This window comes from Methylobacterium sp. Leaf111 (genome assembly GCF_001423285.1).
In the GTDB taxonomy this organism is placed as follows: Bacteria; Pseudomonadota; Alphaproteobacteria; order Rhizobiales; family Beijerinckiaceae; genus Methylobacterium.
Window position 1 is genome coordinate 1 of the sequence record NZ_LMNE01000021.1, and the last position, 23,020, is coordinate 23,020.

Consider the following 23,020-nt stretch of genomic DNA (forward strand, 5'->3'; position numbering starts at 1 on the left):
CCAGAACCCCAGGCCCAAACCCCGCCAATCGTCAGGAGATGCAAAAGCAAGCCGCCAACCCCGTTGGCCGCCCGCCGATGAACCGGGGTATACGGATCCCCGAATCTCCTGTCAACAGCCTTGTGACAGAAACACGACGTTCAGGCTGCGTCGCGCAGGCCTTCGAGGAACCGACGTGCCTCCTCGGCCGGGAGGGGGCGTCCGAGGAGGAAGCCCTGCGCCTCGGTGCAGCCTTCCTGGCGCACCCGCGCCATCTGCTCTTCCGTCTCGATTCCCTCGGCGGTGATGCTGGCGCCGAGCTGGGTGCCGAGGTCGACCACCGCCCGTACGATCGCGGCGGTGCCGGGATCGGCGATCTCGCGGATGAAGGACCGGTCGATCTTGATCCGGTCGAAGGGGAAGCGGCGCAGGTAGCTCAGGGAGGAGTAGCCGGTGCCGAAATCGTCGAGGGCGATCCGGACCCCGAGAGCCCGCAGGCGGTGCAGGCAGGCGAGGACCGCCTCGGCATCCTGCATCAGCACGCTTTCGGTGATCTCCAGTTCCAGGCGCCGCGCCGGCAGCCCAGAGGCCGACAGGGCGGCGACCACGCTCTGCTCCAGGTTCGCTTGCCCGAACTGGACCGCCGAGACGTTGACCGCGATGCGCCGGTCCCCCGGCCAGGAGGCCGCCTCGGTGCAGGCCTCCCGGAGGGCCCAGCTTCCGAGCTGACGGATCAGCCCGGTCTCCTCCGCAAGGGGAATGAACGCTCCGGGCGCGATCATGCCCCGCACCGGATGCTGCCAGCGAAGCAGGGCCTCGAAGCCCTTCACGGCACCGCTGTCGAGGTGCAGGACCGGCTGGTAGTGCAGGCTGAAGCCGCCCGTGCGCACCGCCTCGCGCATCTCCAGCTCGAGGAGGTTGCGCTGGGTCGTCGCCGCATCCATGGCCGCCTCGTAGAAGCGATAGGTGTTCCGGCCGGCCGCCTTGGCCCGGTAGAGGGCGATGTCGGCGTTGCGGAACAGCGTGTCGGCGTCGGCGCCGTCCTGGGAGCCGAGGCCGATGCCGACGCTGACCCCGATCCCGACCCGGTGCCCGTCGAGGTCGACGGGCTGTTCCATCGCCTCGATGATGCGGCGCGCCGCGAGCCCCGCTTCCTGGGGATCGTCAAGGTCGGCCAGGATGATGGCGAATTCGTCGCCGCCCAGGCGCGCGACGGTGTCGCCCTCCCGAACCACGCTGCGCAGGCGGTCGGCCACCACGCGCAGGAGCGCGTCGCCGGCCGGATGACCGAGGGTGTCGTTGACGGCCTTGAAGCGATCGAGGTCGCAGGCCAGGACCGCGAAGCGGCCGCCCCGGCGATCGGCGCGGGCGAGGGCGTTGCTCAGGCCCTCCTTGAACAGGAGCCGGTTCGGCAGGCCGGTCAGCCCGTCATGCAGGGCCATATGGGCGATCCGGCCCTCCGCCAGCTTGCGCGCGGTGACATCCATCGTGAGCCCCACGATCTTCACCGGCTCGTTCGACTCCGGGTCGGTCACGACCCGGGCGAAGCTCTGGAGCCAGCGCGGCGGATCGCCTTCCGGCGCGGCCAGCCGGAACTCGCCGCTGTAGGATCCGCCCTCGGCGAGGCAGCGGTAGACCTGTCCGTACAGGACCGCGAGGTCGCCCGCATGGATGTGGCGGTCCCACGCGCCGATGCCGACCTCCACCGGCCTGTCGGCCGCGTGGCCCGCCGGCACCGGGAGGCCGTACATCCGCGCGCTATCGACGGAGTGCCGGACGGTGCCGCCCTTCAGGTCCCAGGACCAGAGTCCGGCCCCGGCCGATTCCTGCGCGAGCCGCAGGAGATTCGAGGTTTCCTCCAGGGCTTGGCGCGCCGTCACGATGTCGTCGATGTCGAGGGCCGTCCCGAGCAAGCCGACCATCACGCCGTCCTCCCGGATGGGCAGCATGACGAGCTTGTGCCAGCGATAGACGCCGTCGTGCCGGAGGAGGCGGCCTTCCATCTCGTAGGCATCCCCCAGCCGGCGGGCCTCGCTGAAGACCGCCTCCATCCGCGCGGCATCCTCCGGGTGATTGCGGGCGAGGCGGGCCTCCCGGCTGATGCCGATGGGTCCGTAGTAGTCCTCGAACCGCTGGTTGACGTAGGTGGCGGTGCCGTCGTGGAGGGAGACGACCCAGACGATCTGCGGCAGGGAATCGGCGAGCGCGCGGTACCGGGCCTCGCCCAGGCGCAGGGCCTGCTCGGCGGCGACGCGCTCGCTGACGTCGCGCGCGGCGGTGATGGTTTCGAAGGGCCGCCCCGCCTCGTCGCGCACGAGCCGCGTCTGCGCCTCCACCCAGATCCAGCGGCCATCGCGGTGGCGCAGGCGATGGGTGATGCGGCCCGTCTCGGTACGCCCGGCCCGGAACGCCTCGAGGAACGCGCGCGTGGCGGGCGCATCCTCGGGGTGGAGCGAGGCCTCCAGGGGCAGGCTCAGCATCTCCTCGGGGCTGTAGCCGAGGAGATCGCGGGCGGCCGGAGAGACGTACGTGCGGACGTTCGCGACGCTGCGCCGGACGATCATGTCGGAGACGGAATCCGCGAGGATGCGATACCGCCGCTCGCCCTCTCGGGTGCGGGCCTCCGCCGCCCGATGCTCCGTGACGTCGGTGAAGGTGTGCAGGATGCCACCGTCGGGCAGGGTCACACCCCGGACCTCGAGGGTGGTCCCGTCCGGACGCGGCCAGTCGATCCGCAGGGGCGTCCAGGCGCCGGTCGCATCGCGCAGGCGCGGCCGGCCGTCCTGGGCGGTCGGCATCGCCGAAAACTCGCCGCGCTCCGTCAGGTGCGCGAGGATGTCGGACAGGAGCGCCCCTTCGCACAGGATCGCCTCCGGCAGGTCCAGCAGTTGCAGGGCCCGCGGGTTGAGCAGCCGGACGCAGCCCTGCGCATCCATCATGATCAGGCCCTGGTCCATGGTCTCCAGGGTCGCGCGCAGGCGCAGGTCCTTCTCCCGCAGCTGCGCCTCGGAGGCAGCGAGGTCGGTGACGTCGAGGACGAGGCCGTAGAGCGCCGTGAGGCGGCCACCGGCATCGCGCTCCACCGCGCCCTGGACGATCACGTGACAGAGGCTGCCGTCCGGCCGGACAATGCGGGCCCGCCCCTGGTAGGCGGCGCCCTCGGGCCCGTCGCTCTCCAGAGCGTTGGCGATGCGGGCCGAGACCGCGGCCCGGTCGTCCGGATGGTAGTAGGCGAGGTGGTCGTCGAGGGAAATCTCGCCGCCGGGGGGCATCGGCCGCCCGAAGACACCGCATAGCCCCTCGGACCACGAGACGGTCCGGGCCCGCGCATGGATGCGCCAGTAGCCGATATGGGCGACGGACTCGGTCATCCGCTGGGCCTCGACCACGAGCTTGAGGTCGGCGGCCTTGGCGGCAAGGAGCACCTCTGTCCGCTGGCGCTCCGCTCGCTCGATCTGACTCGCGCGCTGCGCGACGGTGAGCCGGAGGTGGGCCTCGACGACGGTGCCGAGGTCGCGCAGTTGCGCCACGCGGGTCGCGTCGAAATCGTCGCGCGGAACCGTGTCGATGAGGCAGAGCGTGCCGAGGGGCAGGCCGTCCGACAGGGCGAGGGGTACGCCCGCGTAGAACCGGGCCCGCGGTCCCCCGGTGACCAGGGGGCTCGTCGCGAACTCGGCATCGTCCAGGATGTCGGGCAGGACCAGCACTGCGCCGGGCGCCCCCAGGATCGTCCGGTCGCAGAAGGCACCGGCCCGGGAGAGGGTGCCCCCCTCGGCGACACCGCATCGCGCCTTGAGCGTATAGGTCTCGCTGCCGGCAAGGTTCACGAGGGCGATGGGCACGCCGAACAGAGCGCAGGCTGTCCGGCAGACGGCATCGAGATGCGCCTCCGGCGTACACTCCAAGAGTCTCAGGTCGTTGAGGATGGCCAGACGCTGCGCCTCGACGCTGGAGCTCGGCACGACAACCCTTTCTCACCGACGCACAATCCACGGAAACGCCGCGATCCGCATCTCAGGACCCCGAAACCGGCAGCCCCCGCTGTCGATGACGGGTCCGAGCCGGCACAGGATGAACATCAACCGGTCTTGCGGACACCCGCGACGAAACCGCCCGATGCGAGACCATGCCGTGCCAGCCTTTCACTTTCCTTTATGCCCGCGACGTCTCGGCGACGGCCGTGCGTTCCTTGGTGGCGCACCGGCTCGTTTGTCCGGGAAGGCGGCGTTGCTCACCGTCGACGTCGGTTCTTCGCGAGACATCGGCGGCCGTCACGCCGGCAAAAGCAACCGGGCACTGAGACCGCCGAGATCCGAGCGCGTGAGGCGCAAGCCCCCGCCGTACAGCTCGGCGAGTTCCCGGGTGATCGAGAGACCGAAGCCGTGGCCGGGCACGCTCTCGTCGAGGCGTCCGCCGGGCCGCACGGCGCGGGCGGCCGCCTCCGCGTCCAACCCGGGACCGTCATCCGCCACGGTCACGGCAATTCCCGCCTCCGTGGCGGCGGCCGAGACCCGGACGCGACCGCGGCTCCACTGGCAGGCATTGTCGATGAGGTTGCCGAGCATCTCGTCGATGTCCTGCGGATCGCAGGCCACCGCGAGGCCGGCCGGCAGGTCGAGCTCAAGGGCGAGGCGCTTCTCGGCGTAGAGGCGCCCGAAGGTGGTCCGCAGGTCGGCGAGGGGACCGGCGAGTTCGGTCCGGGTGCGGGTCGCGCCGCCCAACGCGGCGGCCCGGGCGCGCCGCAGGTGGTGGCGCACCTGCCGGTCCATGGCGCCGGCGAGCTCGGCGAGGCGACCATCCGGGTCGCGGGTTCGGTCCGAGAGGGCGAGGGTCAGGGTGGCGAGGGGCGTCTTCAGGCCGTGGGCGAGGTTCGCCACGTGGGTGCGGGCCCGTTCGAGGTTTGCGGCGTTCTGGTCGAGGAGGGCGTTCACCTCGCCCACCAGGGGACGGATCTCGGCGGGCTGCGGGCAGGGAATCCGGGGCCGGCGTCCGGCCCGGACCTCGGCGATGTCCCGGCGCAGCTGCTCCAGGGGCCGCAGGCCGAGGCGGACCTGCAGGACGGTGCCGGCCACCAGGCAGAGACCGAGGATCCCCAGGATGGCCGCGAGGGTCAGACCGGCCTCGCGCAAGGGTCCGTTCAGGGCCTTGGCCGGGGCCGTGGCGATGAGGAGGGCCGGCGGCGTGTCCCCCTGGGCGGGCAGGACCTGGATGCGCAGGATCAGGGCTTCGCCCCAGGGGCCGGTGCCGTCGCCCGGCTGGGGGCGGTCCGGGTCCCGGTCACGGGGTGGCCGGGCCGAGCCGGGGCCGCCCGGGATCGAGCCGCCCAGGGCGGACGGGTCCGGCAGGCGCAGGTTGCGCGCCTCCAGGGATTCCCCCTGGAGGGACTCGGCCCGCAAGGTCCTGCCCCCCTGGCGAACCTGCCAGTACCAGCCGGAACGCGGGCGGTCGAAGGGCGGCCCGTCCAGGGCACGATGGAGGCGCAGGCGGTCGCCGGGGCCGCGCTCCAGGCTCGACGCCAGGGCGACGAGCTGGCTGTCGAGGCGGCTGTCGAGCTGGGTCCGGACGAAGCGGTGCAGGACGAGCCCGATGGCGAGGCCGGCGACCAGCAGGGCCACGGTGACGAGGCCGAGGGCGGCCAGGAGCAGGCGCCGCTGCAGGGAGCCGAGATGGAGGAGCCCGACGGGCTTCGGGGGCGGACCGGGCCGGTCGGACGGCGCGGGCTTGGCCGGCGGTTCGTGCCCAACCGCGCCGGCGTGCCCGGCAGGAGGCTTCGTCGGGGTCACGCGGGATCGCCCGGGAGCAGGCGATAACCGTGGCCACGCACCCCCTCGATCCGGGCGGGGGCGATCTTGCGGCGCAGGCGGGTGATGATGACCTCGACCGAGTTCGAATCGACGTCGGCGTCGCCGTCATAGACCCGCTCGATGAGCTGGCTGCGCGGCATCACCCCGTCCTTGTGCAGGATCAGGCATGACAGGACGCGCCATTCGAGGCCGGTGAGCTTCAGGGGCAGGCCGTCGCGCTCGAAGATGCCCAGGCCGGATTCGTAGGAGAGGGGACCGCAGGTGACGCGGGACGCCCCGTGCGCGGTCGCCCGGCGCACCAGAGCACGCAGGCGGATCACCAGCTCCTCGACCCGGAACGGCTTGACCAGGAAGTCGTCGGCCCCCGCCTTGAAGCCCGCGACCTTGTCGCTCCAGCCGTCCCGCGCCGTGAGGACGAGGACCGGCACGGTTCGGCCAGCCGCCCGCCAGGCCTGGAGGACGGTGAGCCCGTCGCGCCTGGGCAGGCCGAGATCGAGCACCACCGCGTCGTAGGTCTCGGTCTCGCCGAGATGCTGCGCGTCCTCGCCGTTCGCCGCGTGGTCGAGGGCGAAGTTCTCGGCCCGCAGAGCCTTGGCGATCTCGGCGGCGAGCGGCGCATCATCCTCCACCAGCAAGAGTTTCATGGCGTGGTGTCCGTGGGTGGAAGGGCGAAGGTGGACCGGCGAGCGGCCTACGCCGCGTCGTTTAACGGGGGCTGAACCGTGCGGTTCAGATCGGGTTGGAGGTCCCGGCCTAGAACGGCGTCAACCCGAGAGGGCAACCGCCGAACCCCGGAAGGACAGGCCACCATGACCGAGACCACCCAGACCCCCGCGCCCGCCAGCCTCACCCCGACCCCGAAGCCCTCGCGCCGCGCTCTCGTCGTCGGCGCCATCGCGGCGCCCCTCGCCTTCGGCGCGGTCGGCCTGTCGCTCGCCCAGACCGGAGCCTCGGTGATGACGCCGGTGGCGCCCACGGCGATCTCCGCCCTGAAGGCTTCGGGCTCCATCGCCGCCAAGGGCGACGTCGCCGAGATCTATGGCAACAAGTTCGTGATGCAGGACGGCACCGGCAAGGCGCTGGTCGAGACCGGCCGCCAGGGGGAGGGGGGCGCCCTGGTGAAGCCCGGCGAGGCCATCACCGTGCAGGGCCGGTTCGAGAACGGCTTCCTCCACGCCCTGCTGATCACCCGCGCCGATGGCAGCCAGGTGCGCTTCGGCCCCGCCGGCGGCCCACCCGCCGGAACCCTGGACTGGGCCAAGGACAAGGTGGGCCTCGGGGCGAAGCCCGACGTGCCGGCCCTGACCGCCCGCGTCGAGGCGGCCGGCTACTCCGACATCCGGGTCACCGGACGGGGGCCGCGTCACCTCGAGGTCGCCGCACGCGGCACCGATGGGCGCGAGCGCCAGCTCCACGTCGGCTTCGACGGTCAGGTCCGCGAGAAGCGGGTCTTCTGAGCGTCCCCTGCGCCGTCTCCCCCCTTCGATCTCACCCGGCAGGACATCCATCATGACGAAGACCACAGCCCTCCTCGGCGCCGCCGCGATCCTGATCGCCGGCGCGGCCGTCGCCCAGCCGGCCCCGCCGCCCGGCGGTCCGCGCCCCGGGCCGGAAGCCGGCGCTCCTCCGGGCGGCCCCCGGCGCGGTCCCGATGCACCGCCGCCGCCGAAAGCCGCCCATTTCCGCCTGGAGCGGGGCGAGACCGTCGTCGACGTGAAGTGCGCCGACGAGGAGCCCATGAAGGCCTGCGCCGACCTGACCCTGCAGATGCTCGACCGCCTCGCCGCGCTGCCGCAGCCGGACGCGTCGAAGACCGACGGGTCCAGGCCAGAAGCGGCCAAGCCCGACGCCCGCTGATCCCACCCCGAACAGCGATGCGGCGGCTCCCCGAGCCGCCGCATCCCGACCTCCCTCCTTTGACAGAGAGCACCCTATCCTGATGCCCCCAACATGCAGCACGCACGGAACGATCTGGGCCCTGTTCGGCCACCGCCTCGCGATCGAGTCCCCCGAGGGCCGCGTCCTCGTAGATCTCGGCCCGGAGGGCGCCAGGGCGCTCGCCCTCGCGGGCGTGACGCTGACGCCGGGCGACGCCATCGCGGTGACCGGCGAGCGGAAGCCCTCGGAGATCAAGGCCATCGCCATCACGGCTCCGGATGGGATGCGGCACGCCATCGCCCGGCCGCGTCCCGAAGACGGCGATGCGGGTCAGGCCGATCCGACGGTCGCCTTCGCGGCACTCCGAAAGGCGGGCTTTCAGGTCGAGGGGGAGGCCCGGCGCAGGCCAAAGCATTTCGAGATCCGCGCCCGGAAGGACGGCGGGTATGTCGAGGCGCACGTCACCTTCGTGGGGGTGATCCGCAAGACGAAGGCCCTGTCCGGGACTGCCGCGCCGACCGGCTGACCAAGCGTCATGGCGCCGGGCCGAAGGGGGACCACCGGCCCGGACGCGATACTGCATTGCAATATCAAGCTTTCGCCGCTCCATTTCAGCGTGATAGATCGGCAATCGTTACTGCTGATACGGAGCTCTTCGCATGTCCCATCTGTCCCGCCTCGCCGTCGTCCTGGGTGCCGCCGCCCTCGCGCTTCCCCTGGCCATCCCGGCTTCCGCCAAGGGTCCGGGCGCATCGAAGGTGATCTCGATGGTCGACACCGACAACGACGGCACCATCGACCTCAAGGAGGCCCAGGCCGTGGCCGGCGCACTCTTCGACAAGCTGGAATCCGACAAGGACGGCACCGTCGACGCCAAGGAGCTCAAGGGCCGCGTCAGCAAGAAGGCCCTCAAGGCCGCCGACCCGGATTCGGACGGCACCCTCGACAAGACCGAGTTCCTCGCCCTGGTCGAGGCCCGCTTCAAGGCCGCCGATCCGGACAACGACGGCACCCTCGACGCCAAGGAGTTGAAGACCCCCGCCGGCAAGGCCCTGGTCTCCCTCCTCAAGTAAGTCCGACCGGTGCCTCGGGCACCGGAGCACGACCCACCTCCCGGGACGGCCCGGCGCTCCCAGCGCCGGGCCGTTCGCGTTTCAGGGTCCGAGAAAGCTCACCCCGGGACTCGCCGCGAGGATTGACCGGAGGCGGCAGTTCAGAACATTCCAGGCTGGCACGCCATTCGCAAACAGCGTCTGCCGATCGCAGACAGCGTTCGCCGATGGCTGCGCCGTCGAAACGAAGGCCGGTTCATGGAATTTTTCGCCCAGCAGTTCATCAACGGCCTGACGCTCGGGTCGATCTACGGGTTGATCGCCCTGGGCTACACCATGGTCTTCGGCATCATCGGGATGGTGAACTTCGCCCATGGCGACGTGTTCATGCTCTCATCCTTCATTGCCCTGATCTTCTTCCTCATCCTCACGTCCTGGCTCGGGCTGACCTCGGTCGCCCTGGTGTTCCTGATCGTGCTGATGCTCGCCATGATCCTCACGGCTCTCTGGGGCTGGGCGATCGAGCGGGTCGCCTACCGGCCCCTGCGCGGCTCCTTCCGCCTCGCGCCGCTGATCTCGGCCATCGGCGTGTCGATCTTCCTGTCGAACTTCGTCCAGGTGGTGCAGGGCGCCCGCAACAAGCCGGTGCCGCCCCTCGTCCGAGACGTCATCGTGCTCTACCAGAACGAGCAGTACACCGTGACCCTGTCCTACAAGCAGGCGATCATCATGACGACGACGGCGCTGCTGCTCGCCGGCTTCTGGTACCTCGTGCAGCGCACCTCCTTCGGCCGCGCCCAGCGCGCCTGCGAGCAGGACCGGCGCATGGCGGCCTTGCTCGGCATCAACGTCGACCGGACGATCTCGCTGACCTTCGTGCTGGGCGCGGCGCTCGCCGCCGTCGCCGGCACCCTCTACCTCCTCTATTACGGCGTGGTCTCGTTCTCGGACGGGTTCGTGCCCGGCGTGAAGGCCTTCACCGCGGCGGTGCTCGGCGGTATCGGCTCGCTGCCCGGCGCGGTCCTCGGGGGCCTGATCATCGGCCTGATCGAGACCTTCTGGTCGGCCTACTTCTCGATCGAGTACAAGGACGTGGCCGCGTTCCTGATCCTCATCGTGGTGCTCATCTTCAAACCATCCGGCATCCTCGGACGCCCCGAAGTCGAGAAGGTCTGAGCCATGGCGCAAGGATCGACGACTCACGGATCGACCATCGGTGCGGTGTCCCCCACCGTCGGCCGCCGCTCCGCCGCGGCCCTGCCGGAGATGCTCAAGGATTCCGCCCTCTTCGCCCTGGTAACGCTCGGGTTGAGCATCCCGGTGGTGGCCTACCGCACCGATCTCGGGCAGGGCACCGGCCTTGAACTCACCGGCCGCTGGGGAGTCGTGGCGGGCCTCTGCCTCGCGGTGTTCGTGCTGCGCCTCGGCCAGCGCCTGCTGCTGGGCGAGGTCGCGCGCCGGCGGGAGGCCCACCGCCTCGCGACCGTCGATGCGGCCCCGGTCGTCGCCCGGGCCGGCCGCGTCCTCGGTCCGCTGACGCTGGCCGTCGCGCTCACCCTGCCGCTGCTCGCCACCCTCGGCTCGGGCGGCCTGTCGGAGGGGCGCTACTGGATCGACCTCGGCATCCTCATCCTGACCTACGTCATGCTCGGATGGGGCCTGAACATCGTCGTCGGCCTCGCCGGGCTGCTCGACCTCGGCTACGTCGCCTTCTACGCGGTGGGGGCCTATTCCTACGCGCTGCTCTCCACCGTGTTCGGGCTCTCGTTCTGGATCTGCCTGCCGCTGGCCGGCCTGTTCGCCGCCGCCTTCGGGGTGCTGCTCGGCTTCCCGGTGCTGCGCCTGCGGGGCGACTACCTCGCCATCGTGACCCTCGCCTTCGGCGAGATCATCCGCCTCGTCCTGATCAACTGGGTCGACTTCTCCGGCGGGGCCGCCGGCCTGTCCTCGATTCCCCGCGCCAGCTTCTTCGGCATCCCGTTCACGGCCGGGGAGGGCGGCTTCGCCCAGACCTTCGGGCTGAGCTTCAGCCCGATGCACCGGATCGTCTTCCTCTACTACCTGATCCTGGTGCTGGCGCTGATCACCAACCTCGTCACCCTGCGTATGCGTCGCCTGCCCCTGGGGCGTGCCTGGGAGGCCCTGCGCGAGGACGAGATCGCCTGCCGCTCGCTGGGCATCGACACCACGATGACGAAGCTCACCGCCTTCGCGCTCGGCGCGATGTTCGCGGGCTTCGCCGGCTCGTTCTTCGCCGTGCGCCAGGGCTTCGTCAGCCCCGAAAGCTTCAACTTCCTCGAGAGCGCGATCATCCTGGCCATCGTGGTTCTCGGCGGCATGGGCAGCCAGGTCGGCGTCGCCATCGCGGCGATCGTCATGGTCGGCGCCCCGGAACTGCTGCGCAACCTGTCCTTCCTCAAGGCCGTGTTCGGCGAGGGCTTCGACCCGAACGAGTACCGCCTGCTGCTGTTCGGCCTCGCCATGGTGTGCATGATGGTCTGGCGCCCGCGCGGGCTCATCTCCGAGCGCTCGCCCTCGGTCCGCCTCGGGGGGCGCACCGCATGACGCGCGCCACAGGTACCACCCGCCTCGCCACCCTGCGGGACGCGCCCCCGGCCGCGAATCCGGGCGGCCCGGTCGACCCGATCCTCGTGGTCGACCACCTGACCATGCGGTTCGGCGGCCTCACCGCCGTCGGCGACCTCTCCTTCAAGGTGGGGCGCGGCGACATCACCGCGCTGATCGGCCCGAACGGCGCCGGCAAGACCACGGTCTTCAACTGCATCACCGGCTTCTACAAGCCGACCGAGGGCATGATCCGCTTAGCGCAGGCCGGCGGCGAGACCTACCTGCTGGAGCGCCTGCCGGGTCACGACGTCAACCGCCTCGCCCGGGTCGCCCGCACCTTCCAGAACATCCGCCTGTTCCCGCAGATGACCGTGCTGGAGAACCTGCTGGTCGCCATGCACAAGCCCCTGATGCGGGCCTCCGGCTTCTCCCTCGCGGGCATCCTCGGCCTGCCGGGCTATCGCCGGGCGCAAGGTGAGGCGATCGCCAAGGCCGCCGGCTGGATCGCGCGCATCGGCCTGACCCACCGGGCCGACGAGCCGGCGGGCGATCTGCCCTATGGCGACCAGCGCCGCCTGGAGATCGCCCGCGCCATGTGCACGGACCCGGTGCTGCTCTGCCTCGACGAGCCGGCCGCCGGCCTCAACCCGCGGGAATCGGCCGACCTCAACACCCTTCTGCGGATGATCCGCGACGAGTACGGCACCTCGGTGCTGCTCATTGAGCACGACATGTCGGTGGTGATGCAGATCTCCGACCGCATCGTGGTGCTCGATTACGGCGTCAAGATCGCCGACGGCACGCCGGACGAGATCCGCAACGACACCCGGGTGATCGCGGCCTATCTCGGCGTCGACGACGAGGAGGTGGCGGCGGTGGAAGCGGAAGTCGGACTTGCCGGAACCTCTACGGGATTAACGGCATGAGCGTCGCGGGCATCAACGTGCTGGTGGACGAGACCCGCGCCCGGATGGACGCCGCGAAAGCGCCGCTGCTCAGCGTGCGCGGCGTCTCGGCCTATTACGGCAGCATCCGCGCCCTGAAGGGCGTCGACATCGACGTGCACGCGGGCGAGATCGTCGCCCTGATCGGCGCCAACGGGGCCGGCAAGTCCACCCTGATGATGACGATCTTCGGCCAGCCCCAGGCGCGCGAGGGCACCATCACCTTCGCAGGGCAGGACATTACCAAGCTGCCGACGCACGAGATCGCCCGGCTCAACCTGGCGCAGTCTCCCGAGGGAAGGCGGATCTTCTCCCGCATGACGGTGCGTGAGAATCTGCAGATGGGCGCGGCCGTCAACGGGGGGAAGCATTTCGCCGAGGACCTCGAGCGGATGTGCACCCTGTTCCCGCGCCTGCGCGAGCGTATCGACCAGCGCGGCGGCACCATGTCGGGCGGCGAGCAGCAGATGCTCGCCATCGCCCGAGCGCTGATGAGCCGGCCGCGCCTGCTCATGCTCGACGAGCCCTCGCTGGGCTTGGCGCCCCTGGTGGTCAAGCAGATCTTCTCCGCCGTGCGCGACCTCAACGCCCGCGAAGGCCTGACCGTGTTCATCGTGGAGCAGAACGCCTATCATGCCCTCAAGCTGGCGCATCGCGGCTACGTCATGGTCACGGGGGCGGTCACGATGAGCGGCACCGGCCAGGCCCTTCTCGACGACCCGCAGGTGAAGGCCGCCTATCTCGAGGGGGGATCGCACTGAGCATGGCCGACGGTTTCAGCCTCGATCTGCGCACCCTCGGAATCTTCCTCCTCATCACCGTGGCGATGGGCGGGGGTGCGGCCTGGATGACCGGCAGCGGGCTCGCCCGCGGCTGGCGGCCGTTCTGGCACTGCGTTCTGGCCCTGCTGCTGATCGCGGCGGTGACGCGGTTCCTTCACTACGCGCTGTTCGAGGACCCGCTGCTGTCGCTGCCGGCTTACCTTGTCGACGCGGCGGTCGTCCTCGCCATCGGGGCCGTGGCCTACCGCTACACCCGCACCGGACAGATGACCCGGCAATATGCCTGGCTCTACGAACGCACCGGACCGCTGAGCTGGCGGGACCGGACGAGCGCGCCGACGCCGTGACGGCGCGTCGCGAGACCACACCGCGTGTTGGCGACCGTGCCGGCGAAGCGAACGCCCGGTCCGGCGCCTCAAGAGGGGAAACGAGCATGAAGTCACTGTTTTCAGCCGGCGTCGCCCTCAGCCTGATGCTGGCGGCCACCGCCGCTCAGGCCGAGATCAAGATCGGCGTGGTGGTCCCCGTCACTGGTCCCAACGCCGCCTTCGGTGCGCAGATCAAGACCGGGGCCCAGCAGGCCATCGCCGACATCAACAAGGCCGGCGGCGTCAACGGCGAGAAGCTGGTGATGACGGTCGGCGACGACGCCTCCGATCCGAAGCAGGGCGTCTCGGTGGCCAACAAGTTCGCCTCCGAGGGCGTGAAGGCCGTGGTCGGCGCCTTCAACTCGGGCGTCTCGATCCCGGTCTCGGACGTGCTGCAGGAAGCCGGCATCGTCGAGGTCAGCCCGGCCTCCACGGCGATCAAGTATACCGAGCGCGGCAACTGGAACACCTTCCGCACCTGCGGTCGCGATGACCAGCAGGGCGCGGTGGCGGGGGCGTATCTCGCCGAGAAGTTCAAGGGCAAAAAGATCGCCTTCGTCCACGACAAGACCCCCTACGGCAAGGGCTTGGCCGACGAGACCCTGAAGGCCCTGAAGGCCAAGGGCGGCACCAACGTGCTGTACGAGGGCATCAACCCGGGCGAGAAGGACTTTTCGGCCCTGGTCTCGAAGCTGAAGCAGGCCAATGTCGACGTGGTCTATTTCGGCGGTCTCTACACCGAGGCCGGCCTGCTGATCCGCCAGATGCGCGACCAGAGCCTGCAGGCGCCGCTGATGGGCGGCGACGGCATCGCCGACCGCGAATTCGCCCAGGTGGCAGGCCCGGGCTCCGACGGCACCCTGATGACCTTCTCGCCGGATGCCCGCAAGAACCCGAAGTCGAAGGCCACCGTCGACGCCTTCAAGGCGATGAACTTCGACCCCGAGGGCTACACCCTTTACTCCTACGCCGCCATGCAGATCCTCGCCGACGCGATGAAGGCGACGAAGTCCACCGACGGCCAGAAGGTCGCCGCCTACATGCACGAGGGCAAGCCCTTCAACACGGTGATCGGCGACATCGCCTACGACAAGAAGGGCGACATCACCCGCCCGGACTACGTGATGTACATGTGGAAGAAGGGCGCCGACGGCTCGATCAACTACGCCGGCAACGAGCAGCCGTAGGCTCCGCCGAGCGTCGTCGACGATCGGGGCCGGGGGCGCGATCCCCCGGCCTTTTTCGTGCGGGGCCGCGAAGGCTCCGGGCGCGACGAACCTGCACACCCCGTCAGCCGGCCACAGCGCCAGGTTGGCTCCGGTGGTCGCAACGGGTCGTGGGCGGTTCTCCGCGTACGCGCGCATTCCACCCCGACGGAGCAGGTATAGCCACACGCGCCGGAAGACCGACGTCCCCCGTGACGCCGACCCCGAGGGCGGCGTCGACCCGGACCATCGTCCACGCAAGATCGCCTGACGAGCTGGAGACAGAGGCTCCGAGACCTCCGCGCCCAGGCGACATCCTAACGACGGAGCGATGACCGTGAGGCGACATGGCTCCCGGTCGCCGCATGCCAGACCTGTTCTCGCTGAACCCCCGGGAGGGTTAACGGGCCGGTCCGCTTCCGGTACCCCAAGCTGTGCCGTTGGACTGGCACGCCACTTGAGGAGCCTGGATGACCCTAGACGTGCAGCACGATCGCTCTGCCTCGCCGCTCGCAACCGTCTCTCACGAGATCTATCCGTCCCCATTGCCAAGTCCAGAGCATCCGGGCGACGACGCTCCGGTGCCTGCGCCCGATACGCCGACCGCCCCGAGCATCGAAAGCGACTGTTTCGCAGGCTTCGGCTCCTTCAGCTGATCCCCCAACAGAGTAGCGCTCCGCCTCCGGCAATGGTCCGGGGGCAGGGCTTTGCGGGCACCGCAGGATAGCGGTGACCCAATCTTCAGGCACGGCTCAGCCACAGCCGAGCCCCGTTCCCGCCATGTTCGCCCGCTCTGTGTCGCGGGATTGCCGAACGGGAATGCCCATGTCCTTCCTCACGAACCTGCCCATCGCCGACCTGATCGCCAGCTACGGTTATATCGCGATCTTCGTCGTCATCGCCCTGGAGAGCGCGGGCGTGCCCCTGCCGGGCGAGACGATCTTGATTTCGTCGGCAGTCTATGCCGGCAGCACCGGCCAGTTGAACATCGGCCTGATCATCCTGGCGGCCGCGGCGGCCGCGATCCTGGGCGACAATCTCGGCTACTGGGTCGGCCGCCGCTGGGGCATGCCGCTCCTGCTGCGCTATGGCCACCTGATCGCCCTGGATCACGGCCGCCTCAAGCTCGGGCAGTATCTCTTTCGCGAGCATGGCGGGAAGATCGTCTTCTTCGGCCGCTTCACCGCGATGCTGCGCGCCTATGCAGCCGTCCTCGCGGGCGTGAACAAGCTCGATGCCCGCCGCTTCCTGATCTTCAACGGCCTCGGCGGCATCGCCTGGGCAACGATCATGGGCCTCGGCTCGTATTACTGCGGCCGCTCGATCGAGCATGTCGCCGGGCCCGTGGGCCTCGCCCTGCTGGCCGTGGTGATATTCGGCGGCCTTGCCCTCTGGCTGTTCGTGCGCAAGCACGAGACGCGCCTGCTGGCGGAGGCCGAAAGCGCGATCCCCGGCCCACTGACCTGATCGACGCCGCCCCCCCGAGACGAACCCCGTCGGCCTCCGAGGCCGGTGGGGTTCGTCGTTCGCGGACAAGTGCGAGAGGCGCGACGCCGGAAGAGAGCAGGCTTTACCGAGAACATCGCCGTGTGGCGTACTCGACGAAGGCGTCGAACCAGCGGCTGCGAGGATGCGGGGCCAGATCCCAGGATCGGCTCAACCGCTCTAGCTGACTCATCAAGAGTACAGCCAAGTTTTGAAGAAAGATTGGCTCCCCGAGCAGGACTCGAACCTGCGACAAAGCGATTAACAGTCGCTTGCTCTACCAACTGAGCTATCGGGGACCGCGATCGGGGGTCTACACAGCGCTTCGCCGGGACGCAAGAGTGTCTGGACCGGTGATTTGACGATTCCGTCACATTTTTTGACTGGCGCCCGGGGCGTTGCCGGAAATCCTCGCGACCCGGACTAGAGCCGCGTGGAATCGGAGGCGGGGGATCGAGGCGCAGGACCGAAGATGGTCCCACCGAGGGGCGCGAAGGGGGACGCATCCGTCCGTGCAGCCTAATTTGCAGAGATCGTTCAAAGGCCGTTGCCCTCACGCGGGGGGCTCTGCTAGAGACCGCTCTCCCCGAGCCGGCCGCCCGGACGGGGGTCGCCGGACGAGCCCCTCGGGGTGGTGCGACAGAGGCCTCGTGGCGGAGTGGTTACGCAGAGGACTGCAAATCCTTGTACGGGGGTTCGATTCCCTCCGAGGCCTCCAACTTTTCTATTGCCGGCGCGACCGGCGTCCCATTCGACGAACGAGATCCCGCCGGTACCGGCGCCAAGTTTTCGGCGACCCGGGTGGACAGAAACGATCGCCGCGGCCGAGGCCCGGAAGATCCGCTTCTGCGTGTCAGCGGGGCGCCTCCGGGAACCTTGCGTTTTCGCCATCGATCCACGACAACCCGCAAGCTTCGGCGTGGCCGCCCGGCCGCCCGGAAGGACAGAGCGGCGCCCGGCGCCGGCCCAGGGTCGAGGGAAGACGGCATCCATGCTCGATTACGCGCAGGCACGACGCCTCATGGTCGATTGTCAGTTGCGGACCTTCGACGTGAACGACGTCCCGGTCCTCGACGCCTTCGGAGAGGTCGCCCGCGAGCGTTTCGTGCCGCCGGGCCGCGAGGACTTCGCCTATATCGACCAGACCCTGCGGCTCGGCCGGACGGGCCGCGCGATGCCGGCACCGATGCTGCTCGCCCGCATGATCCAGGCCCTGGCGATCCAGCCGGGCGACACCGCCCTCGATGCCGCCACGGGCTACGGCTACGGCGCCGCGATCCTCGCGCGGCTCGGCGCCGACGTCGTGGCCCTCGAGTCCGACGCCGATCTCGCGACGGGCGCCCGCGAACGCCTGACCGGCCTCGACCGCGTCACGGTCGTCGAAGGACCGCTCGAGGCCGGCGTCCCGCAGAGTGCACCGTACGATGCGATCCTGGTGAACGGCCGCGTGGAGACGCGTCCGCAGCCCCTTCTGGACCAGTTGAAGGACGGCGGTCGCCTCGTCTGCGTGATGGGCCGGGACCGGGCCGCGAAAGCGACCCTGTTCGTGCGGGCCGGCGACGCCTTCGGCGCGCGCCCCCTCTTCGATGCCGCGCTCCCGGCCCTGGGCGCCTTCGCGGACGCGGTCGATTTCGCGTTCTGACCTCCGCAGAGCTGCCAAAAGGACCGCTTCGTCGCCATCGATACCGTGGAACGGAGACCGGTTTCGCGCACCGCACGCCTCGGAGGTAACCCGAAAGGAGTGTCGCTTTTTTGCGGCACCCCTGACGGATTCACGCAATGCACAGCAAGCGGCCGGTGCTCTGCCGGTCAAGGTCGGGTAGTCTCCGCATCGAGGCGGGCAACCCGGTATCGCGCCCAGGCGCGGCGGCCTTTTGCGAGGCCGTCCGGTTCATCGAGAAACCGCAAGGGCTGATGAGCGTGAGAGATTCGAAACCTGCGATGCGCACGAGGCTTCGGCCGGCCGGCCTCGCCGTATTGGCGGTCGCCCTGGCGAGCCCGGCCGGTGCCGAGACGCTGGAGAGCGCACTCTCGCGGGCGTACGCCGCCAATCCGACTTTGAATTCCGGCCGCGCCGGCGTGCGCGCCACCGACGAGAACGTCGCGCAAGCCAAATCCGGTTATCGGCCCACCGTCAGCCTCGATGCCGATATCGGCCTGGCACAGACGGACGGCCAAGTCTCGAGGGTTCGTCTCAACCAGGTCACGAGGCCAGGGGGTGCGGGCCTCACCGTCAATCAGACCCTGTTCAACGGCTTTCGCACCGACAACCAGACCCGTCAGGCGGAATCGGACGTGCTCCGCGTCCGGGAGGCGCTACGTGCCACCGAGATGAACACGCTGTTCAACGCCGCCCAGTCCTACATGTCGGTCCTCAGCGACACGGCGAACCTAGAGCTGCGCCGGAACAACGTCGAGGTGCTCGAGGAGCAGCTTCGCCAGACTCGCGACCGCTTCAACGTCGGCGAGGTGACCCGCACCGACGTCGCCCAGGCCGAGGCCCGTCTCGCCGGCGCGCGCTCCGACGTCAGCGGCGCCGAGGCGACCCTGCGCGCCAGCATCGGCACCTACCGCCGCTACATCGGCGTGGAGCCGCGCCAGCTTGCGCCCGGCCGCCCCCTCGACCGCTACGTTCCCGCCAGCCTCGATGCCGCGATCAATATCGGCCTCAAGGAGCACCCGCAGATTCTGTCGTCCCTCCACCTCGTCGATGTGGCCGAGGCCCAGGTGAAGGTCCTGGAAGGCGCGCTGTACCCGACCGCCGGCCTGCAGGGCTCGGTCCAGCAGCGCTACGACAGCCAGTTCCCGGGCGACAACGCGGTCAGCGCCTCGATCGTCGGGCGCCTGTCGATCCCCCTCTACGAGGGCGGCCAGACCTACTCGCAGATCCGCCAGGCCAAGGAGACGGTCGGCCAGCGCCGGCTCGATGCCGAGGACACCCGCGATCAGGTCCGCTCGGCCATCGTGACGGCCTGGGGCCAGCTCGAGGCCTCTAAGGCCCAGGTCATCGCCTCGCAGGCGCAGGTGCAGGCCAACGAGGTGGCTCTGAACGGCGTGCGCGAGGAGGCCCGCGTGGGCCAGCGCACCACCCTCGACGTGCTGAACGCGCAGCAGGAGTTGCTGAACGCCCGCACGAACCTGATCGTCGCCCAGCGCAACCGGGTGATCTTCTCCTACGGGGTCGTCCAGGCGATCGGCCGCCTGACGGTACGCTTCACGGCGCTGCCGGTGGCGGTCTACAGCCCGAAGGAACACTTCGATCAGGTCAAGGACCTCTGGTACGGCGTGCGCACACCCGACGGACGCTGAGGTTCGGCGACCACGCGGTCGCCGCAATTCGCGCTGTGCCGCCCCGGCCGGCGCAGCCGTACCTCAGAGTCTCACGGCGGCGCGCGCTTATCCCGTGCCGTGCAGCGGCCGGCGCTTGTGTCGGGGCGGGAGCATGAAATACTCGCCGCACGTCGCAACCGTTTCCCCCAGATCCCGAGCATCGTCCGGATGAGTGCAGCGAGCCCCAAGGTGTCGGACAAGGCGCAGGAACCCTCCATGGAGGAGATCCTGGCGTCGATCCGGCGCATCATCGCCGACGATCAGATCGCCAAGGCCGAGGTGGTCCCGCCGCGGGCATCCGCCCCGCAGCCCGAGAACGACGATGTCCTGGACCTCGCCGAGGTCGCCCAGCCCGTCCGCAAGCCCATCCCCCTCGACGAGCCCGAGATCGCGTTCCGCAAGGAGCCAATCGAGGACGGGCAGATCGACTTCGATGCGATCTCCTTCGACGATGACGAGCCGGAGCTGGAGCCGCTGCCGCCTCTCCGTGCCGCTGCCCCCATCGAGCCGCCGCGTCCGGCTCCCCAGTCCGCGATGCGCGAGCCGGAGCCGACACCCACCGAGCGCCTGACCTCGGCCGTCACGGATGCGAGCGTCGCCCAGGCCTTCCACATGCTCTCGAACACGGTGATGAGCAGCCAGTCCCGCACCCTGGAGGACCTCGTGCAGGATATGCTCCGGCCCATGCTGAAGGGCTGGCTCGACGAGAACTTGCCCGGCATGGTCGAGCGTCTGGTGCGCGCCGAGATCGAGCGGGTGGCTCGGGGCCGCTGAGGCCCGAACGCGGTCGCAGAGCCGAATCGCGGGGCTCGCGTGTTGACGCAGGGGGCCCGACAGGTTGAAAGCGGACCAACCTCCGCTTTCCCCGATCAGTGACCCGACCCCGCCCATGATGGACAAGACCTTCGATCCCGCCGCCGTCGAGGCGCGCATCGCCGCCGCCTGGGAATCGGGCGAAGCCTTCAAGGCCGGGCGCCCCGAACGGGCCGGGGCGAAGCCCTTCACCATGGTGATCCCGCCGCCGAACGTGACCGGCAGCCTCCATATGGGGCACGCCCTCAACAACACGCTGCAGGACATCCTCTGCCGCTTCGAGCGGATGCGCGGCCGCGACGTGCTCTGGCAGCCGGGCACCGACCATGCCGGCATCGCCACCCAGATGGTGGTGGAGCGCCGCCTCGCCGAGGCGAACGAGCCGGGCCGGCGGGAGATCGGCCGCGCGGCCTTCGTCGAGAAGGTCTGGACCTGGAAGGCGGAATCGGGCGGTGCGATCGTCAACCAATTGAAGCGCCTGGGCGCTTCCTGCGACTGGTCGCGGGAGCGCTTCACCATGGGCGTCTCGGGGGCGCCGGACGACCAGATGGTCCGTGCCGTCACCCGGACCTTCGTCGACCTCCACGCCCAGGGCCTGATCTACCGCGACAAGCGCCTGGTGAACTGGGATCCGAAGTTCCAGACCGCGATCTCGGACCTCGAGGTCCTGCAGGTGGAGGTGAAGGGCCATCTCTGGCACTTCGACTACCCGGTCGTCGACGCAGGCGGCACCGAGACCGGCGAGATCATCACGGTCGCCACGACCCGGCCCGAGACCATGCTGGGCGACACCGCGGTCGCGGTCCATCCGGAGGACGAGCGCTACACCCATCTGGTCGGCAGGCGCGTGCGCCTGCCCCTGGTCGGGCGCCTGATCCCGATCGTCGCGGACAGCTATTCCGACCCGGAGAAGGGCACGGGTGCCGTCAAGATCACGCCCGCCCACGACTTCAACGACTTCGAGGTCGGCCGTCGCGCCGGCTGCACGCCGATTAACATTCTGGATCCGGAAGCCCGCATAAGCCTCGACGGCAATGCGGCTTTCCTGAGCGGTTCGGATCCCGAGCCGGAAGCCCTGGCCCTGCACGGCCTCGACCGATTCGAGGCGCGCAAGCGCGTCGTCGCCCTGATGGAGGCGCGCGAGCGCCTGCGCCTCATCGAACCGAACACCCACGCGGTCCCGCACGGCGACCGCTCGAACGTCGTCATCGAGCCCTACCTCACGGACCAGTGGTACGTGAACGTGAAGCCCCTGGCCGAGCGCGCCCTGCAGGCGGTGCGCGATGGAAAAACCCGTTTCGTGCCCGAAAATTACGAGCGGACCTTCTTCCAGTGGCTCGAGAACATCGAGCCCTGGTGCATCTCGCGCCAGCTCTGGTGGGGCCACCAGATCCCGGTCTGGTACGACGAGGCGGGCGGCATCTACGTCGCCATGAGCGAGGCGGAGGCGCAAACCCAGGCCGATGCGAAGCGCGGGGCGCCCGTGCCCCTGCGCCGGGACGAGGACGTCCTCGACACCTGGTTCTCCTCCGCCCTGTGGCCGTTCTCGACGCTGGGCTGGCCGGACGAGACGCCGGAGCTCGCGCGCTACTATCCGACCGACACGCTGGTCACCGGCAAGGACATCATCTTCTTCTGGGTCGCCCGGATGATGATGCTCGGGCTCCACGTCACCGACCGGGTGCCGTTCTCCACCGTCTACCTGCACACGCTGGTGCGCGACGCCTCCGGCGCCAAGATGTCGAAGTCGAAGGGCAACGTCGTCGATCCGCTCGGACTCATCGACCAGTACGGGGCCGACGCCCTGCGCTTCACCCTTGCGGCGATGGCGGCCCAGGGGCGCGACATCAAGCTGGCGGTGAACCGGGTCGAAGGCTACCGCAACTTCGCGACGAAACTCTGGAACGCCTCGCGCTTCGCCGAGATGAACGGCTGCACCCTGCGGGCCGACTACCGACCGGAGGATTCTCGCGAGACCCTGAACCGCTGGGCGCTCGGCGAGGCCGCCCGGGCGGTCGCCGAGGTCACGGTGGCGCTCGAGGCCTACCGCTTCAACGACGCGGCCGCCGCGGCCTACCGCTTCGTCTGGAATATCTTCTGCGACTGGTACCTGGAACTGGCCAAGCCCGTGCTCCAGGGGGAGGGCGTCGAGGCCGCCGCCAAGGCCGAGACGCAGGCCACCGTGGCCTTCCTGATCGACCAGATCGCCAAGCTGCTGCACCCCTTCATGCCCTTCCTCACGGAAGAGCTCTGGGCGATCAAGGGCGCAGACCTGCCGGAGCGGGGCCTGCTCGCCCTTGCGCCCTGGCCGGATCTGGCCGCCCTTAACGACTCGGCCTCGGAGGCCGAGATCGGCTGGCTCGTCGACCTCGTCTCGGAAATTCGCTCGGCCCGCTCCGAGACCAGCGTGCCGGCAGCGGCGCAGATCACCCTCGTGGTGGTCGGCGTCGATGCGGATCTGCAGGCCCGGGCGACCCGCTGGGGCGACACCCTGGTGCGGCTGGCGCGGCTCTCCGAGATCCGCTTCGAGGCGGCCGCGCCGAAGAACTCGGTGCAGCTCTTGGTGCGCGGCTCGGTGGCGGCGCTGCCCCTCGAGGGCATCGTCGACCTCGCCGCAGAGGTCGCCCGCCTGAAGAAAGAGGCGGCGAAGGCCGGCGCCGAGATCGCCAAGATCGAGGGCAAGCTCGGCAATGCCGACTTCCTCGCCCGCGCGCCCGACGAGGTGGTGGACGAGCAGCGCGAGCGTCGCGATGCAGAGGCCGCCCGCCTGGAGAAGATCACGGAGGCGCTGGCGCGGCTCGCCGCTTGAGCG

The 23,020-nt window shown here is 69.8% G+C and carries 18 protein-coding genes and 2 tRNA genes; 16 read left to right on the forward strand and 4 right to left on the reverse strand.

The features are described from left to right. Positions 1-140 precede the first annotated feature (140 nt). The 3 genes from ASF41_RS12680 to ASF41_RS12690 form a co-directional block, all read right to left on the reverse strand. Positions 141-3,941 (reverse strand): EAL domain-containing protein, encoded by a 3,801-nt coding sequence (locus tag ASF41_RS12680; protein ID WP_056493653.1) that lies wholly within the window; start codon positions 3,939-3,941, stop codon positions 141-143. A gap of 309 nt (positions 3,942-4,250) precedes the next feature. Next, positions 4,251-5,762 (reverse strand): HAMP domain-containing sensor histidine kinase, encoded by a 1,512-nt coding sequence (locus ASF41_RS12685; RefSeq protein WP_348271631.1) that lies wholly within the window; start codon positions 5,760-5,762, stop codon positions 4,251-4,253. Next, positions 5,759-6,427 carry a response regulator transcription factor gene (locus tag ASF41_RS12690; RefSeq protein WP_056493656.1) on the reverse strand — a complete coding sequence of 223 codons (669 nt, stop codon included), beginning with the start codon at positions 6,425-6,427 and terminating at the stop codon, positions 5,759-5,761. Before ASF41_RS12690 ends, ASF41_RS12685 begins: the two co-directional genes overlap by 4 nt. Positions 6,428-6,592: 165 nt before the next feature. On the opposite strand from ASF41_RS12690, the gene ASF41_RS12695 reads away from it, so the two are divergent. From ASF41_RS12695 to ASF41_RS12745, 11 genes are all read left to right on the forward strand, one after another. Continuing rightward, on the forward strand, positions 6,593-7,240 hold the full coding sequence (locus ASF41_RS12695) for a hypothetical protein (RefSeq protein ID WP_056493660.1): 648 nt from the start codon (positions 6,593-6,595) through the stop codon (positions 7,238-7,240). A 52-nt stretch (positions 7,241-7,292) separates the two neighbouring features. Further along, positions 7,293-7,640, forward strand: coding sequence for a hypothetical protein (locus tag ASF41_RS12700; protein WP_056493666.1), 348 nt, complete (start codon positions 7,293-7,295; stop codon positions 7,638-7,640). Positions 7,641-7,722: 82 nt separating this feature from the next. Further along, positions 7,723-8,187: a hypothetical protein gene (locus ASF41_RS12705; protein ID WP_056493669.1), complete on the forward strand. Its 465-nt coding sequence runs from the start codon at positions 7,723-7,725 to the stop codon at positions 8,185-8,187. 133 nt (positions 8,188-8,320) lie between these two features. Next, complete coding sequence (locus tag ASF41_RS12710) at positions 8,321-8,734, forward strand: EF-hand domain-containing protein (protein ID WP_056349262.1); 414 nt, start codon at positions 8,321-8,323, stop codon at positions 8,732-8,734. A gap of 237 nt (positions 8,735-8,971) precedes the next feature. Next, the gene (locus ASF41_RS12715; protein WP_056493674.1) at positions 8,972-9,889 is read left to right on the forward strand and encodes a branched-chain amino acid ABC transporter permease; all 918 of its coding nucleotides are present in this window, start codon (positions 8,972-8,974) and stop codon (positions 9,887-9,889) included. Positions 9,890-9,892: 3 nt separating this feature from the next. Further along, entirely contained in the window at positions 9,893-11,278 is a 1,386-nt protein-coding gene (gene livM / locus ASF41_RS12720) for a high-affinity branched-chain amino acid ABC transporter permease LivM (RefSeq protein WP_082504334.1), read from the forward strand. A 104-nt stretch (positions 11,279-11,382) separates the two neighbouring features. After that, on the forward strand, positions 11,383-12,207 hold the full coding sequence (locus ASF41_RS12725) for an ABC transporter ATP-binding protein (protein WP_244476333.1): 825 nt from the start codon (positions 11,383-11,385) through the stop codon (positions 12,205-12,207). Beyond that, positions 12,204-12,986, forward strand: a complete 783-nt coding sequence (locus ASF41_RS12730; RefSeq protein ID WP_056271855.1) for an ABC transporter ATP-binding protein — start codon at positions 12,204-12,206, stop codon at positions 12,984-12,986. Before ASF41_RS12725 ends, ASF41_RS12730 begins: the two co-directional genes overlap by 4 nt. A 2-nt stretch (positions 12,987-12,988) precedes the next feature. Then, positions 12,989-13,354: a DUF6867 family protein gene (locus ASF41_RS12735; protein ID WP_056212921.1), complete on the forward strand. Its 366-nt coding sequence runs from the start codon at positions 12,989-12,991 to the stop codon at positions 13,352-13,354. A gap of 86 nt (positions 13,355-13,440) precedes the next feature. Then, positions 13,441-14,562, forward strand: coding sequence for a branched-chain amino acid ABC transporter substrate-binding protein (locus ASF41_RS12740; protein ID WP_056212923.1), 1,122 nt, complete (start codon positions 13,441-13,443; stop codon positions 14,560-14,562). An 843-nt stretch (positions 14,563-15,405) separates the two neighbouring features. Continuing rightward, positions 15,406-16,047, forward strand: a complete 642-nt coding sequence (locus tag ASF41_RS12745) for a DedA family protein (protein WP_056271873.1) — start codon at positions 15,406-15,408, stop codon at positions 16,045-16,047. A gap of 241 nt (positions 16,048-16,288) precedes the next feature. Here ASF41_RS12745 and ASF41_RS12750 read toward each other — a convergent pair. Then, a tRNA-Asn gene (locus ASF41_RS12750) sits at positions 16,289-16,364 on the reverse strand. Positions 16,365-16,709: 345 nt separating this feature from the next. Between ASF41_RS12750 and ASF41_RS12755 the strand changes: the two genes are divergently transcribed. The 5 genes from ASF41_RS12755 to ASF41_RS12775 all read left to right on the forward strand — a co-directional run bounded on the left by ASF41_RS12755 (position 16,710) and on the right by ASF41_RS12775 (position 23,017). After that, positions 16,710-16,783: transfer RNA gene (locus ASF41_RS12755), tRNA-Cys, on the forward strand. Positions 16,784-17,056: 273 nt separating this feature from the next. Further along, positions 17,057-17,707: a protein-L-isoaspartate O-methyltransferase gene (locus ASF41_RS12760; RefSeq protein WP_056493678.1), complete on the forward strand. Its 651-nt coding sequence runs from the start codon at positions 17,057-17,059 to the stop codon at positions 17,705-17,707. Positions 17,708-18,006: 299 nt separating this feature from the next. Further along, on the forward strand, positions 18,007-19,374 hold the full coding sequence (locus ASF41_RS12765; protein WP_244472546.1) for a TolC family outer membrane protein: 1,368 nt from the start codon (positions 18,007-18,009) through the stop codon (positions 19,372-19,374). Positions 19,375-19,563: 189 nt separating this feature from the next. Next, complete coding sequence (locus tag ASF41_RS12770; RefSeq protein WP_082504336.1) at positions 19,564-20,169, forward strand: PopZ family protein; 606 nt, start codon at positions 19,564-19,566, stop codon at positions 20,167-20,169. Between the two features lie 115 nt (positions 20,170-20,284). Continuing rightward, on the forward strand, positions 20,285-23,017 hold the full coding sequence (locus ASF41_RS12775) for a valine--tRNA ligase (protein ID WP_056493683.1): 2,733 nt from the start codon (positions 20,285-20,287) through the stop codon (positions 23,015-23,017). Positions 23,018-23,020 lie beyond the last annotated feature (3 nt).